At 43.4% G+C, this 14,184-nt stretch carries 10 protein-coding genes; 2 read left to right on the forward strand and 8 right to left on the reverse strand.

Translation table 11 applies throughout. The features are described from left to right. Positions 1–121 precede the first annotated feature (121 nt). From RP262_RS07425 to RP262_RS07460, 8 genes are all read right to left on the reverse strand, one after another. On the reverse strand, positions 122–2,518 hold the full coding sequence (locus RP262_RS07425) for a glycogen/starch/alpha-glucan phosphorylase (RefSeq protein WP_125401435.1): 2,397 nt from the start codon (positions 2,516–2,518) through the stop codon (positions 122–124). A 215-nt stretch (positions 2,519–2,733) separates the two neighbouring features. Beyond that, positions 2,734–4,164, reverse strand: a complete 1,431-nt coding sequence (glgA, locus tag RP262_RS07430; RefSeq protein WP_125401434.1) for a glycogen synthase GlgA — start codon at positions 4,162–4,164, stop codon at positions 2,734–2,736. Then, complete coding sequence (glgD, locus tag RP262_RS07435) at positions 4,161–5,300, reverse strand: glucose-1-phosphate adenylyltransferase subunit GlgD (RefSeq protein WP_268682111.1); 1,140 nt, start codon at positions 5,298–5,300, stop codon at positions 4,161–4,163. Before glgD ends, glgA begins: the two co-directional genes overlap by 4 nt. After that, complete coding sequence (locus RP262_RS07440) at positions 5,290–6,432, reverse strand: glucose-1-phosphate adenylyltransferase (RefSeq protein WP_004187682.1); 1,143 nt, start codon at positions 6,430–6,432, stop codon at positions 5,290–5,292. The genes glgD and RP262_RS07440 overlap by 11 nt, the downstream gene beginning before the upstream one ends. 6 nt (positions 6,433–6,438) lie before the next feature. Further along, complete coding sequence (glgB, locus tag RP262_RS07445; RefSeq protein WP_311154748.1) at positions 6,439–8,349, reverse strand: 1,4-alpha-glucan branching protein GlgB; 1,911 nt, start codon at positions 8,347–8,349, stop codon at positions 6,439–6,441. Positions 8,350–8,734: 385 nt separating this feature from the next. After that, positions 8,735–10,159, reverse strand: a complete 1,425-nt coding sequence (locus tag RP262_RS07450) for an NADP-dependent glyceraldehyde-3-phosphate dehydrogenase (protein WP_048771677.1) — start codon at positions 10,157–10,159, stop codon at positions 8,735–8,737. Between the two features lie 235 nt (positions 10,160–10,394). After that, positions 10,395–12,128, reverse strand: coding sequence for a phosphoenolpyruvate--protein phosphotransferase (gene ptsP / locus RP262_RS07455; RefSeq protein WP_311154749.1), 1,734 nt, complete (start codon positions 12,126–12,128; stop codon positions 10,395–10,397). A 1-nt stretch (position 12,129) separates the two neighbouring features. Further along, a complete protein-coding gene (locus RP262_RS07460) occupies positions 12,130–12,393 on the reverse strand; it encodes a phosphocarrier protein HPr (RefSeq protein WP_002896017.1) in 264 nt (87 codons plus the stop codon). Positions 12,394–12,991: 598 nt separating this feature from the next. Here RP262_RS07460 and nrdH point away from each other — a divergent pair. Together nrdH and RP262_RS07470 are read left to right on the forward strand one after the other, a co-directional pair. Continuing rightward, entirely contained in the window at positions 12,992–13,210 is a 219-nt protein-coding gene (gene nrdH / locus RP262_RS07465) for a glutaredoxin-like protein NrdH (protein WP_002897920.1), read from the forward strand. Positions 13,211–13,372: 162 nt separating this feature from the next. Next, on the forward strand, positions 13,373–14,184 hold an 812-nt coding region (locus tag RP262_RS07470; protein WP_311154750.1), incomplete at its 3' end, for a ribonucleotide reductase N-terminal alpha domain-containing protein.

Below are 14,184 nucleotides of genomic sequence, written 5' to 3' on the forward strand. Positions count from 1 at the left end.
AAAAGTTGGACTCTCATGCTTTCTCTACTATAGCACATTTCTAGACAAGATGGTAGATGGATAGCAAAAGAGACTGAGATCCAGGCCCCAATCTCTTATTGTTCATGTTTTCTGAAGAGTATTATTTCTCCAAGTTCCAAATTTCCTTGGCATATTGCTCAATGGTATCGTCTGAGGTAAACTTGTCGGATGTAGCGATATTAACCAAGCTCATTCGAGCCCATTTTTCTTTGTCACGATAGAGAGTATCAATCTTCTCTTGAGCTTCTACATAAGCATGGAAGTCTTCCAAGAGGAAGTATTCGTCATTGTGGGTGATGAGGGCTTCGTAGATTTCTGAGCCTTCTTCACGAACGTTTGGAATGGTGCCGTTGACAAAGGTATCGACCACTCGGCGAATGTCTGGATTGCTTTCATAAACACCACGAGAGTAGTAATCATGGCGGGCATAATGCTCGTAAACTTGGTTCTTGTCCATCCCAAAGATGACAATGTTGTCGTCACCGACTTCGTCCTTGATTTCGATATTGGCTCCGTCCAGAGTGGCTAGGGTAATGGCACCTGTCATCATGAACTTCATGTTGGAAGTGCCAGAAGCCTCCTTGGAAGCCAGAGAAATCTGCTCGGATACATCTGCCGCTGGAATGATGAGCTCAGCCAGGCTGACCCGGTAGTTTTCTAGGAAAACAACCTTGAGTTTGCCTTGCAGGCTTTCATCCTTGTTGACTAGATTGGCTACTTCATTGATCAGCTTGATGACCGACTTGGCAAAGTGATAGCCCGGAGCAGCCTTGGCACCAAAGATAAAGACGCGCGGTACCATGTCCTTATCAGGATTGTCCTTGAGGTCCCAGTAAAGCTTGATGATATGAAGCAGGTTGAGCAGCTGACGCTTGTAGGCGTGGAGGCGTTTCACCTGCACATCAAAGATGGCTTCTGTAGAAACTTTTACTCCTGTTGATTCCTTGATGAAGTCAGCCAGACGAGCCTTGGCTTCTTGCTTAACCCGATAGAAATCGCCCAGCACTTGCTTGTCATCCTTGAATTCCAGAAGCTTACGCAACTCATGGATATCACTTCTCCAGCCCTTACCAATCAGCTTATCAATCTCAGCCGATAAAGGTTCATCCGCAATTTGCAGCCAGCGACGCTGGATAATGCCATTGGTCTTGTTGTTAAACTTCTCTGGGTAAATGCTGTAAAAATCACGCAAGGTGTCTTCTTTGAGCAGTTCGGTGTGGAGTTTGGCAACACCATTGATTGAATGACCACCAATGATAGCCAAGTGAGCCATGTGGATTTGATTATCTTTGACAATCCGAGTGTTTTCGATGACTTGCGGATCAAGGCCACGCCCAGCCATTTCAGCTACATAGCGGTTGTCAATCTCTAGGATAATCTGATAAACCCGCGGCAGGACATTCTTAAAAAGCTCTGCATCCCATTTTTCCAAGGCTTCAGACAGAATGGTATGGTTGGTATAGCTCATGGTTTTAACCGTAGCATTCCAAGCATCTGCCCATTCCAGGTCGTACTCATCCACCAAGAGACGCATAAACTCAGCCGGTGCGACAGCTGGGTGGGTATCGTTGATATGGACAGAGACCTTCTCATGAATATCCTTGAGCGGACGACCTTGCTTGAGGTAGGATTTGATAATAGTCTGCAGACCTGCGCTGGTCATAAAGTATTCCTGGATCAAGCGCAGCTCTTTTCCTTCATAGCTAGAGTCGTCTGGATAGAGAATCGCAGTGATGTCTTGCACCCGGCGACGAGCTTCAATGGTCGGATAGTCCAGTTCATACTCCTCTGGAATTTCAACATCCCAAAGCCGGAGATTGTTGACATTGTCATTGCCAAAGCCAATCTGCGGCACATCGTAAGGAACGGCCCGCAAGGTTTTGGAATTCTCATAAAGAGGCACAATCCGGCCCTTTTCATTGGCATGGAGGGAAACATTTCCGAAGATTTTAACATCAACAATATCATGGTCCTTACGGGTTTCCCAGACATTGCCCAGACTGCCAAACCAAGCATCAGGAATTTCTACCTGATAGCCATCTACGATTCTTTGTTTAAAGAGTCCATAGCGATAGCGAATCCCATTTCCAAATCCTGGATAGCCAGTGGTTGCCAGCGAGTCCATGAAGGCAGCCGCCAAGCGGCCCAGACCGCCATTGCCCAAGGCCATATCATACTCAGCATTCTTAACATCCTCAAAGTCAACGCCCAACTCGGCAAAGCCTTCCTTAACCGTATCGAGGATACCCAGGTTGAGCAGATTGGTTTCCAGCATGCGTCCTGGAAGAAACTCGATAGAAAAGTAATAAGCTGTCTTTTGCTGCTGCTCAATCAACTGATTACGGCGCTCCAGCCACAGGGGCGTGATATACTTACGGACAGTGCTGGCCAGAGCCTGAAAAAGCTCCACTGAAGTCGCATCAGCAACCTTAATCAGCTGTCTTTCATGTAGAATATCCTTAAAATCTCGAATAAAACGTTCTTTTGTCAGTTCCATAGTGGATGGTTATCTCCCTTTCTTAATAGCGGGAAACAGTTTTTAAACGCAGGAATACTTTTTTTCAATCAAGATGGGAAGCATTCGCTTCAGCCAAAAGCTGAAAACAGGGCTCCAAAACAGTATGATAATATATAAAAATGTAATTCTCACGGAAATCCTCCCTTGTCCCATGGACAAGAGAGGATTTGCTTATACTGATTCCAAAGTAAATGTTATAGGAGTGATTGATATAAATCACTGTATGCCTTGCTGGCTGTATCCCAAGAGAAGTCTCTCTCCATGGCCTGCTCTTGCAGAGATTTCCAAGCTTCCTTGTCATCGGCATAAAGCTTGAGTGCTTCCTTGAAGGTCCAAGTCAGCCAGTAGCCAGAAAAGTTATTGAAGCTAAAGCCAGTTCCCTGTCCTGTATAGACATTGTAAGGCTCTACGGTATCACGCAGACCGCCCACTTCATGCACCAAAGGCAAGGTTCCATAGCGCATAGCCATCATTTGTGACAGGCCACAAGGCTCGAAACGGCTTGGCATGAGGAAAATATCGCTGGCAGCGTAAATCTCCTGAGCCAAGGTCACATCAAAGAGGATGTTGGCTGAAAGCTTATTAGGATAGGCATGACCAAACCAAGCGAAAGCCTGCTCAAAAGCTGGATCGCCTGTTCCCAAGAGGATAATCTGCACATCTTCCTGGAGGAGATTGTGCAACTCTTCCACTACCAGATCAAAGCCTTTCTGACGTGTCAGGCGGGAAACAATCCCAACAACCGGCACATCATCACGCACAGGCAGACCAACTCGCTCTTGCAAAGCTCGCTTATTTTCTAGTTTACCAGATAAGTCTGATTTGTCAAAGTGATGAGCTAAGAGCGGATCCGTTTCTGGATTATAGATATCCGTATCAATACCGTTGACAATTCCGACCAGCTTACCGGACTCCATCCGCAGGATTTGATCCAAATTGCAACCAAATTCTGGTGTACGGATTTCACCTGCATAGCTTGGTGATACAGTCGTCACTCGATCCGCATAGAGAATACCAGACTTCATCCAGTTGAGACAGTCATTCCAACGCAGGGTTCCGTCTGCATAGCGCTCATAGCCCACTCCAAATAGTTCCCAAAGCATGCTGTCCGGGAATTGACCTTGGAACTCCAGATTATGGATGGTCAAGACAGTCTTGATATTCTGATATGCTTGAATCCAATGGTATTTTTCCTTAACCAAGAAAGGAATCATAGCTGTATGATAATCGTGAACATGCAAAACATCCGGAATAAAATCAATCCGCTCCATCAGCTCAACCGCTGCTAACTGGAAGTAAGCAAACCGCTCACCATCATCAAAATCCCCGTAAACATGGCCGCGGAAGAAATAATGCTGATTGTCAATAAAATAGAAGGACACACCGTTCAAGACCAGTCGCTTGACCCCAACGTATTGGCGACGCCAGCCAACACTGACTTCAAAGTAGAAAAGGTCTTCCACCTTATCGCCAAATTTGGCATGGGTCATGTCATAGTATGGCAGAATGACACCAACTTCATGGCCAGCCTTGACCAGAGATTTGGGGAGAGCGCCGATAACGTCTCCCAAACCACCTGTCTTAGAAAATGGGGCTCCTTCTGCTGCTGCAAATAAAATCTTCATCGAATTATGTCCTCTGTAACTTTTTGGCTCTTCTTGACTACGATTGGATCTTCTGCAGTTCCGCGAATCACCACTCCTTCGCCAATTTCAACACCCTTGTCCACAATCGCGTACTCGACAGTTGCATTTTCTCCAACTTTCACTCGAGGGAAGAGAACACTGTGTTTGACACTGCTTCCAGTCTTAATCTTGGTATTCCGTGAAATCACAGAATTGATGACCTCACCTTCCACAATACTTCCTGACGCAAACTGGGAGCGAGATACTTTTGAAGACTCAGCATAGTAAGTTGGCTCTTCGTTCTTAACCTTGGTGTAAATCTTTTGGTTCGGACTGAAGAGAGAGTAGAATTTCTTACTTTCAAGCATATCGATATTGGATCTGTAGTAGGTCTCTACAGAATAGATATTCGCCAGATAGCCTGTATATTCGTAGGCAAATGCCCCTTCCTGAGTTGCTAAATCACGCAAGACATAGCGCAGTTTTTGCGGATGCTCTTTCTTAGCTTCTTCTTCCAACTTTTCAATCAGCCATGGAGTATCCACCACAAAGATGTCTGTAGACATATTAAAGAGCTCAGCATCTTCTCGGCCATCAAAGAGTTTATGCCCTCTGACATGGTCAGTTTCGTCAATATCTAGGACAGCATTCACATCCGAAATATTTTCCTTGTGCAATTTCTTGTAGACAACTGTAATCGGCTGTTCTGTTGTATTGTGCAAATGGAAAACTTGATTGAGGTCAATATTAACCAAGATATCACAGTTAAGTGCAACAGTTTGGTTGGAACCAGAACGTTTCAGGTAGGTCAATAGCTGATCATAGTATTCCTCACCGACTGTAGAACTTTCTACACGGGTATTGTAGATTCCCAAGTAATAGTGGCTGAGCAAGGTAGACAGACCCCACTCACGACCAGAACGAATATGGTCAAAGACAGAGCTAATATTGTCCTGCTGGAAGATACCAAAGACACTGCGGATACCAGCATTGGCAAGACTTGAAAGCGGGAAGTCAATCAAGCGGTATTTCCCACCGAATGGCAAACTGGCTACTGGACGATGATTTGTCAGAGTTGACATATCATGGAAGCCGACTGTGTTTCCTAAAATTGCTGAGTATTTATCAATCTTCATCTTTTGGTACCCCCACTTTCTCGTTGTATCCGACAACATATACTTCCTCTGTACCATCAATCTCTACACCATCAGAGATGATAGCACCTTCGCCGATAATGGCCCGCTTGATCTTAGCGTCTTTGCCAATAACAGCTCCACTCATGATGACAGAGTCTTCAATGACTGCGCCCTTTTTGACCTGAGCACCAGTAGAAAGAATAGAGTGTTTTACTGTACCGTCAACGAAACAGCCATCAACGACCAGCGAATCTTCTACATGGGAATTTTCACTGATGAAGTTTGGCGGAGAAATCAAGTTGCGAGAATAAATCTTCCAGCGACGATTGCGGCTGTCTAGAGCATTTTCTGGGCTGATGTATTCCATGTTGGCTTCCCAGAGAGACTCTACTGTACCAACGTCTTTCCAATAGCCTTCAAAATCATAAGCATAAACGCTTTCGCCAGATTCAAGGTAGTTAGGGATAACATTCTTACCAAAGTCAGACATATCCACATTGCTCTTCTCAGCAGCTACCAGCATATTGCGCAGACGCTGCCAGTCAAAGATATAAATCCCCATAGAAGCCTTGGTGGACTTAGGATTTTCTGGTTTTTCTTCAAATTCAACAATCCGATTATTAGCATCTGTATTCATGATACCAAAACGGCTAGCTTCTTTGAGAGGCACATCCAGAACGGCAACTGTCAAGCTGGCATTGTTGTCCTTGTGAGACTGAAGCATGTCATCATAGTCCATCTTATAGATATGGTCCCCAGACAAAATCAGGACATACTCAGGATTGATGCTGTCGATATAGTCGATATTTTGATAAATCGCATGGCTGGTACCTTCAAACCAACGATTTCCTTCGCTCGCAGAATAAGGCTGAAGAATGGACACGCCTGAGTTAATACCATCGAGCCCCCAGCTAGAACCATTTCCGATATGACTGTTCAGAGCTAATGGCTGGTATTGAGTAATGACACCGACATTGTGAATACCGGAGTTGGCACAATTAGACAAGGCGAAGTCAATAATACGATAGCGGCCGCCAAACTGTACCGCTGGTTTTGCGATACTCTGTGTGAGCTTTCCAAGACGAGTTCCTTGCCCACCGGCAAGAATCAAAGCTAGCATTTCATTCTTCATAGACTACTACTCCTTTGTGGAATCTTTTTTAACATTTTTGCGAGCAATCCGACGCTTGATCTTCCAGATACTGGCTCCAAGAGCCGGCAGTGTAAAGGTCAAGGTCTGTGGATAATCTTTCCAAAGTCCTTCTTGAGACTGAACTGTTTCGTTATATTCCTTCCAAACACCTCCCCATTCTTCTAATTCAGTGTTCCATACCTCTTCATAAATGGCTTCCACTGGAACACCAATGGTAAAGTTCTTCCGCTCTACCGGCGCCATATTGAATACACAAACTAACATATCTCCTTTTTCTGTCTTACGGATGAAAGAGAGGACACTTTGATCAGTATTATCTGCATCAATGATTTCGATACCATCATAGCTCAGATCAATTTCCCAAAGCGGACGATTGTCTTTATAGAAGGCATTAAGTGCAGCAGTGAAGCCCTGCATCTTCTTGTTCATCTGATCATCCAGATTAGACCATTCTAGCTGCTCTTCCGACTTCCATTCTAGGAACTGACCGAACTCTGAACCCATAAAGAGTAATTTCTTGCCCGGATGACAGATCTGATAGGTCAGCAAGTTGCGGAGCCCTGCGAATTGATTGTAACGGTCACCCCACATCTTGTGCATAAGACTCTTCTTGCCGTGAACTACTTCATCATGCGAGAATGGCAGGAGGAAGTTTTCAGAGAATACGTACATAAAGCTGAAGGTCACTAGATTAAAATCGTACTTACGATAAATCGGATCTTCCTCGTAGAAGCGAAGGATATCATTCATCCAGCCCATATTCCACTTGTAGTCAAATCCAAGGCCACCCAGCTCTCTCATGCCAGTAATCTTGGTTTCTGAGGAGCTTTCCTCTGCAATCATCATGACATCAGGATGAGCTAATTTGATAACCGTATTGAGGCGCTGCAGGAAGTAATAGCCTTCATAGTTGCGATTGCCTCCATCTTTATTTGGCTGCCATGGACCGCTGTCATAGTCTAGATAGAGCATATTGCTGACAGCATCAACCCGAATCCCATCCAGATGGTAAAAATCAATCCAGAATTTAATGCTGGAAATCAAGAAAGACTGAACTTGATTTTTACCTAAATCAAAGTTGAGAGCACCCCAGCCATAGTTATGAGCCCGATCGTGATCCTGATACTCGAAAGTCGGTGTCCCGTCATAGTAGGCCAGAGCATCATCATTAATAGTAAAGTGACCTGGTACCCAGTCCACAATGACACCAATATTGTTCAAGTGACATTCTTCGACAAAGTCCTGAAATTGCTCAGGCGTCCCATAGGTGTGCTCGAAGGCGAAGTAGCCCATAAGCTGATAGCCCCAGCTAAGTCCTAGCGGATGAGCCATAAGCGGCATGAATTCCACATGTGTGTAGTTCATCTCCACCAGATAAGGAATCAAGTCTTCTTTTAACTGGGCAAAGCTATAAGGACTGCCGTCTTCATTACGTTTCCAAGATCCGGCATGCACTTCATAGATATTGACCGGCCGAGAGAAGAAGCCCCAGCGCTTCCGGCGTGCCAGCCAAAGACCATCTTTCCACTTCTTTTCAGGAATAGTGCGAATGACTGCTCCCGTGCCCGGACGCTCTTCCAGATAGATAGCCAACGGATCAATTTTCAAAATTTCCTGACCACTGCTACGCTTGATATTGTACTTGTAAATATCTCCTTCCTTAGGCAGTTCTGTGAAGACTTCCCAAACGCCCGCTTCATTTCGGACCATAGGGATCTGCTCTTCATACCAATTGGTGAAATCTCCAATCAAATGGACACTCTGAGCATTAGGCGCCCAAACTCGGAAAGAATAGCCAGACTTGCCGTCCACTTCATCCTGATGCGCCCCTAGATAATGCTGTAAATGAAAGTTTTCACCTGTTGTAAAGGTTCTTAATGCTTCGTTCTTATCCATGCAATCACCTTTCTATTTGTAAGCGTTTTCTATAATACTATTCTACATTATTTTTATCTCTTTTTCAAGTAAATTTCAAATATCCTTACGGAAAATTACTAAAACCGAACATTAGCTGAAATTAGTAATAAATGAGAGAGAAAACACTGCATTTTGTGTCTCTCGATATGTTTTAATTCCTTTTTCACTAAATATAGGAGCTATCCAAAACAAGAAAAAGATGAAAATTTTCATAAAGATATAGACCAATATGTAAATTTACATTTTAAAATAATAAGCAATTAAACATATAAATGATTAATTCTTTTAAAATCATGATGTAATCTTATTAGATTTACAAGTTCATCAAGGTAAGAAAAAAGACCGCACAAAGCCGCCTTTCTCATTATTTCACATCAAACACGATGGATTTCACTTGTGTCATCGCTTCGATACTGTAACGAATCCCTTGCACTCCTGCTCCAGATCCCTTAACACCAAGGAATGGGAAGTTATCTGGACCACGTTGGGTCTTATTATTGATGTGTACAGTACCCACTTCCAGTTTCTCAGCAATTTCAAATGCTTTAGGGAAATCATTTGTAAAGACTGAAGATTGAAGACCAAACTCTGACTGGTTACAGATCTGAATAGCCTCTTCAACGGAAGTCACACGAATAATCGGAAGAACAGGACCAAATGGCTCTTCCCAAGCTAATTTCATATCCAGTGTCACATGGTCAAACAAGGCAGGCCAGATGAGATTTGCTTCACGTTTGATTTCTGTCAAGGCTGACGCTCCTTTTTCTTGAGCATCTTCAATCAAGCCCCAGATGAAATCTGCTGATGCATTATCAATGACTGGTGTGATATCCGCATTATCAAAGGGATCACCAACCGTCAGTTTCTCTACCTCTGCCTTAATCAGCGCCGCTAATTTATCTGCTACGCTCTCCATGACAATGACACGTTTAATAGCCGTACAGCGCTGACCGGAATAACTGTATGCCCCGCCAACAATTTGCTTAGCTGCATGCTCCAAGTCAGCATCTTCCAGTACAACTGCAGCATCCTTACCACCCAATTCTAGCATAATTGGACGCATACCAGCCAACTTACCGATGCGTTCACCGATTGGAGTAGAGCCAGTAAAGTTAATGTAGTTTACTTCCTTATGCTCAATGATGTAATCCCCGATTTCTGAACCGCGACCAGTGATGGTATTGAAAACACCAGCAGGCAGACCAGCCTCAGCAAAAGCCTGAGCCAAGAGCAGACCAGAGATTGAACCTTGAGTAGGTGGCTTAAACATCACGACGTTTCCGCCGATAAGGGCAGGAGCAATCTTAGAACCAGACAAGTTGACTGGGTAGTTAAATGGCGCAATGGCTAGTACAACTCCTACAGGCTCACGACGAACCACAGCCAATTTTTTCTTGCTGGCAGCTTCAAAGCCGCCGCCTTCCATAACCTGACCGTGAATACGAATGCCCTCTTCAGCCGCATAGCGAATCAAGTCTGCTGTCCGGACTACCTCTCCGACTGCCGCTTTGATCCCCTTGGCAACTTCTTTTGCAAGAATTTCGCCAATCTTCTCCTGATCGCGCTCCAAAATATCCGCAACCTTATGCAAATAAGCTGCACGCTCAACTGCTGAAAGAGCTCGCCAAGCTGGCAAAGCCGCACGAGCGCTCTCCATCGCATAGTCAACCTCTGCCTGAGTCATGGCAGGCACAGTTCCTAAAATCTCATTGTTGATAGGAGATGAGATGGTAATTTCATTTTCAGAAACTTTCCACTCTCCATTTATATAGTTTTTATATTGTGTCACTTGTCCCCTCCAAAATGTTATTAAATATTATTTTACCAAATTTTCTGAAAATTTCAACCAAAAGTTATAAATTTAAAGAATTTTTTCACAATTAAGATAGATTATCTAAGTTTGTTCATATTAGATCTGCTTATTTTCTGTTTTCTTTGATTTCAACTTTCTTCACAAACTTCACTATTCCCTTGAAGAAAACTAAAAAAGACCAGGAAAATCTCCCTGATCTTAATTTTTCAGATTAATCGAAGTCTAGATATTCTTTTTCAAGTTCAAGAACTTCTTCCATTGTTGCACATTCAGTCAGTGCACGCTGAGCCAGTTCTTCCATCTTCTTCGTATCCAGCTTCTTCATGAGGCTACGAGTCCGAAGAACTGAAGTCGCACTCATAGAGAATTCATCCAAGCCCATACCTACGAGCAATGGCACCGCTGTTTGGTCACCGGCCATTTCTCCACACATACCTGCCCACTTGCCTTCAGCATGAGCTGCCTTGATAACATTGTTAATCAAGCGAAGGATAGATGGGTTGTAAGGTTGATAGAGGTAAGAGACTTGCTCATTCATCCGGTCAGCTGCCATAGTGTATTGGATCAAGTCGTTGGTACCAATTGAGAAGAAATCTACTTCCTTGGCAAATTGATCCGCCAGCATAGCTGCTGCTGGGATTTCAATCATGATACCCACTTGGATATTGTCTGCTACTGCAACGCCTTCAGCTTGCAGCTTAGCTTTCTCTTCGTCATAAACCGCTTTAGCTTTGCGGAATTCTGTCAGAAGGGCTACCATTGGGAACATGATGCGCAATTGTCCATGTACAGAAGCACGCAAGAGAGCGCGGATTTGTGTACGGAACATAGCATCGCCAGTTTCAGAGATAGAGATACGCAAAGCACGGAAACCAAGGAATGGGTTCATTTCATGCGGCATATCAAAGTAAGGAAGCTCCTTATCTCCACCGATGTCCATGGTCCGAACAACCACTGGTTTTCCATTCATGCCTTCAAGCACAGCCTTGTATGCTTCATACTGCTCATCTTCTGTCGGGAAGTCTTGAGAATCCATATAAAGGAACTCAGTCCGGTAAAGACCAACTGCCTCTGCACCATTGGCATTGACACCTTCAACGTCTTTTGGTGTACCGATATTGGCAGCCAATTCGAAGTGCTTGCCATCTGCAGTCACAGTCTGAGCATCCTTAAGCAATTCCCATTCAGCTTTTTGCTTAGCATAAGCCTCACCAGCTGCTTTGAATGCTGCGATTTGATCTTCAGTTGGGTTGATAATCACTTCACCAGTGATACCGTTAGCTGCAATCACATCGCCGTCTTTTACAAGCTCAGTAATGTTATTAGTTCCCAATACTGCTGCGATTTCAAGCGTACGCGCCATGATAGCAGAGTGGCTTGTCCGGCCGCCGATATTGGTTACAAAAGCTTTAACAAATTTCTTATCCAGCTGTGCTGTATCAGATGGAGTCAAGTCATGAGCAATCACAACTGATTCTTCATTGATAGACGCTGGGTTTGGCAATTTCTTGCCCAAAAGGTTAGCAAGAACACGTTTTGTCACGTCGCGGATATCTGCCGCACGTTCCTGCATGTATGGATTGTCGTCCATGTTTTCAAAGAGAGTGATAAACATGTCCGTTACTTCTTTCAGACCAGCTTCTGCATTGGTCTTTTTCGCACGGATTGTTTCTTTGATTTGCCCAACCATTTCAGGGTCAGCAAGTACCATTAAGTGAGCGTCAAATACCTGAGCGGCTTCCTCACCAAGGCTATCTACTGCTTTCTCACGGATAACAGAAAGCTCGTTCTGTGAAGCTTCAAGAGCTGCATCCAAACGAGCCTCTTCTGCATTCGTATCTTCGACTGAAACAGTCTCAAATGATAAATCCGGTTGAACTAATAGATATGCCTTAGCAACGGCAACACCGTCAGATGCTGCAATTCCTTTAAGCATTTCTGTCATATTAAGCCAATCCTTCTTTTTCCATTGTTTCAGAGATTGCAGCGATGGCATCGTCTGCATCTGCACCTTCAGCTGAGATCTTAACATCAGCTCCTTGGCCAACACCGAGACTCATAACACCCATGATAGATTTCAAGTTTACTGATTTACCTTTGTATTCAAGTGTGATGTCTGAAGCGAATTTGCTAGCAGTTTGAACCAACAAAGTTGCTGGACGTGCGTGAATACCTGTTTCTGCTACAATGTGGAAATCTTTAGAAGCCATAGTTAGACTCTCCTTTTAAATAATTCTTTTTGAGTTATTGTGATAACCCTTACAAGTTGATATTATATCACCTTTTGAAATCTTTTTCAAGAATTTTATAGCCCGCTTACAAAATATTTCTTGGGAAATGAAAACTCTTCTTATTATATTGAAGAGAGAATTTTCGAGCTAAATCCCACATTTCCCAAGCTTTATTCAAAAAAGTCTGCCACCAAATTTTCAATTGTTAATTTCTTATTTTATAGGAACTAATTGTTATAAAATAAGAATATAAACTCCTCCCTCCACTCCTCCTAGTGATTCCCTAAATTCTGTAACACAAGATATTGGATTTTAGTTTTTGGGAGGAAAAGATACAAGTCATTTTTCTAAAGCTTTAAGACTTGTTTAAGCATTGCCGCACCAGCATTTTGCTCCTTTTCTGCAATTTTTCACTTATTTTCACCGCTTATATAAACACTATATATTGTATTGTAATCTATCCTATAACAAAATATCACACAATATTTAGTTCAAAACTATTGACATTCTATTTTCTTTTAGATATACTAGTTTCGTATTATTTAAAAGAAAAAACGAAAGTTTAGAGGAATCTTTAATGGTAACTATTTACTCAAAAAACAACTGCGTTCAGTGCAAAATGACCAAGCGCTTCTTAGATACTAATCATGTAGAATACCGCGAAATCAACTTGGACGAACAGCCAGAATTTATTGACCATGTTAAAGATCTTGGTTTCAATGCTGCTCCTGTGATTCAGACAGCAACTGAGGCATTTTCTGGTTTCCAACCTGGTAAATTGAAAAAACTGTCTTAATGTAGTTTATTTTGAGGGCAGCGCGCCTTGATTGGGAGATAAACTAAAAGACAGATTATCAGGGCAAACTGCAGCTCCTATGCTCATAGGAGCCGTTTCTTTTGTAAGGCGGAACTTTTTCTGCCAGCTAAATAATCATTACTTATATAGAAAAGGGAAAACATGGGACTCAAACATTTAGAGGATGTGACATACTTCCGACTCAACAATGAAATCAACCGTCCGATTAACGGACAGATTATGCTCCACAAGGACAAAGAAGCTCTGGAGGCTTTCTTTAAGGAAAATGTTGAGCCGAACACCAAGCAATTTTCTTCTATTACAGAAAAGATTGAGTATTTAATAGAAGAAAACTATTTGGAAAAGGAATTTATTGAACTTTATTCTCCGGAATACATCGAGGAGCTGACTGCTTTTATCCATGCTCAAGATTTCAAGTTTAAATCTTTCATGGCTGCTTACAAGTTCTACAACCAGTATGCACTGAAGACCAATGATGGTGAATACTATCTGGAAAGCATGGAAGATCGGGTACTCTTCAACGCCCTCTACTTTGCCAACGGAGATGAAGCCATTGCCAAGGATATTGCAAATGAGATTATCCACCAGCGCTACCAACCAGCTACACCAAGCTTCCTCAACGCTGGTCGGGCCCGTCGTGGTGAATTGGTTTCTTGCTTCCTCATCCAAGTAACAGATGATATGAACTCAATCGGTCGCTCCATCAACTCTGCCCTGCAATTGTCTCGTATCGGAGGCGGGGTTGGTATTTCCCTCAGCAATCTGCGGGAAGCTGGAGCTCCTATCAAGGGCTATGAAGGTGCTGCATCTGGGGTTGTGCCTGTTATGAAACTCTTTGAGGACAGTTTCTCTTACTCTAACCAGCTGGGCCAACGTCAGGGAGCTGGGGTTGTTTACCTCAATGTTTTCCACCCAGATATCATCTCTTTCCTTTCTACCAAGAAAGAAAATGC

Origin of the sequence: uncultured Streptococcus sp. (assembly GCF_963456385.1) — a bacterium.
Classification (GTDB): Bacteria; Bacillota; Bacilli; order Lactobacillales; family Streptococcaceae; genus Streptococcus.

Bases quoted from the DNA above. Each gene is read 5' to 3' on its own strand.
- RP262_RS07425 (WP_125401435.1), bottom strand. From the start codon at position 2,518: ATGGAACTGACAAAAGAACGTTTTATTCGAGATTTTAAGGATATTCTA.
- ptsP (WP_311154749.1), bottom strand. From the start codon at position 12,128: ATGACAGAAATGCTTAAAGGAATTGCAGCATCTGACGGTGTTGCCGTT.
- glgD (WP_268682111.1), bottom strand. From the start codon at position 5,300: ATGAAGATTGATAAATACTCAGCAATTTTAGGAAACACAGTCGGCTTC.
- RP262_RS07440 (WP_004187682.1), bottom strand. From the start codon at position 6,432: ATGAAGAATGAAATGCTAGCTTTGATTCTTGCCGGTGGGCAAGGAACT.
- glgB (WP_311154748.1), bottom strand. From the start codon at position 8,349: ATGGATAAGAACGAAGCATTAAGAACCTTTACAACAGGTGAAAACTTT.
- RP262_RS07460 (WP_002896017.1), bottom strand. From the start codon at position 12,393: ATGGCTTCTAAAGATTTCCACATTGTAGCAGAAACAGGTATTCACGCA.
- glgA (WP_125401434.1), bottom strand. From the start codon at position 4,164: ATGAAGATTTTATTTGCAGCAGCAGAAGGAGCCCCATTTTCTAAGACA.
- nrdH (WP_002897920.1), top strand. From the start codon at position 12,992: ATGGTAACTATTTACTCAAAAAACAACTGCGTTCAGTGCAAAATGACC.